Raw genomic sequence first — 1,502 nt, 5'->3', positions numbered from 1 at the left:
AGTATAACATTTCTCGGTTTTGAGTATAACATTTCTCGGTTTACACTATAATATTTCTCGGTTTTAGGACTGCATAAAGTATAACATTTCTCGGTTTATACTATAACATTTCTCGGTTTACGAGTTATCCACATTAAATTAATTATATATTACATACCCTTTCAGCATCGAAATTCTTCGCAAAATGCAATTTTTATTTCTCCGAAATCATATCAAATATTTCTTTGATAAACATTTTAAATTATTTGATAAGCAATGTGGATATGTTTAAAACTGTGATTCTCGAAAGATAAAGTTGTGGGGACAGTTCTTTTCGAGAAAGAGAGAAGAAAAAATCAAACGTTTCAAAAAAGGGAAAAGGGGGGCGGCGGGCGGCCGCACTTTTCCACAATTATAGTTTACGCATTTACTTGCTTCAAAATCTCCTTTTTAATATTCTTAATCTCCGAAATTAAACTATCACAATCTTCGGGTGTACTCAAATACGATTTAAGTACATTTAAAACTTTCTCTTTCGGTTCGGTTTCTTTCTTAACTGTCTTGACTTCGATTTCCGAAATAAGCTGTTGTACTTTTTGATTGGCAACATCAATATCTTTGATTTTTCCAACTTCAATAATATCAGCTTTCTTCAAAGAAGACTTTCCTTGCAAAACCTCATTCTTTGTTTCAGTTGGCAATAGTTCTACACCTTTGGCAAAGTCGGCATCTCGTCTGATTGTCTTCTCCCCTACGTTAAATTCTTTGGCCAATTGCTCTGATAATTTTTCTTTTTTACCGTGGTGGTCAGTTTGACCACTACGGATTTCGACGCTTTCCAAAACCTCATTTTCTCCGTGGTGGTCACTTTGACCACTACGGTTATTTTCGGTTTTAAACTTACCTGTCTTATCTCTGGTCAACTCCAAATTTTCTCTTTCTTGCTTCAAAGCCAAGTACTTCATTCCACGTAAATAAGCCATTTGCTCAATTGACAAATTACGACGACCCAACTGATGGTCAATCATAAAATCTTGGGCTTGTTCAAGGCTTGGAATTTCAATCAGATTTATTCTGAAATCAAGATTAAACTTTTGACAAATCTCATGTCGATTATGCCCATCAACCAACACATAACACAACTCGTTAGGTATGGTTGAAGTTGGTTCAATGATTCCTTTCTTAGTTTCCCAAACAATCAAAGGGTCTTTACAGCCAAACTGCAATATATTTTGCTCAAGCTGAGTCCTTTCATCTGGGGCTAATGGTGGAATAAACTTTTTGAGTATCTCTAAAACTATGAGTTCCTTTTTGATTCTTTCATCTTGCGAATACATTGATTTAGGCAATTCAGCATTAATCATTGCATTCATAAAATTATTTTTTGCCATTTCTTCAATTCATTAGATGGTAATAAATTCTTTTGCTAACTCCATATATTGCAAAGCTGGAGTTGATTTTGGTGCATACGAAAGTAAATCTTTCTGTGCCACTTGCGATTGCTGGATAATCGTAGCTCTCTC

General features: G+C 34.8%; 1 protein-coding gene. It reads right to left on the bottom strand.

Translation table 11 applies throughout. The features are described 5' to 3' along the window. Positions 1–398 precede the first annotated feature (398 nt). A complete protein-coding gene (locus ACOVO2_RS06945; protein ID WP_421769273.1) occupies positions 399–1,370 on the bottom strand; it encodes a hypothetical protein in 972 nt (323 codons plus the stop codon). Between the last annotated feature and the right edge of the window lie 132 nt (positions 1,371–1,502).

It is taken from the genome of Emticicia sp. (genome assembly GCF_049241225.1).
Classification (GTDB): domain Bacteria; phylum Bacteroidota; class Bacteroidia; order Cytophagales; family Spirosomataceae; genus Emticicia.
Note: the sequence above shows the minus strand (reverse complement) of the source record. Positions and strands in the feature narration are given on the sequence as shown.

Excerpts from the sequence above, each read along its gene's own strand:
- ACOVO2_RS06945 (WP_421769273.1), bottom strand. The coding sequence starts at position 1,370 with ATGGCAAAAAATAATTTTATGAATGCAATGATTAATGCTGAATTGCCT.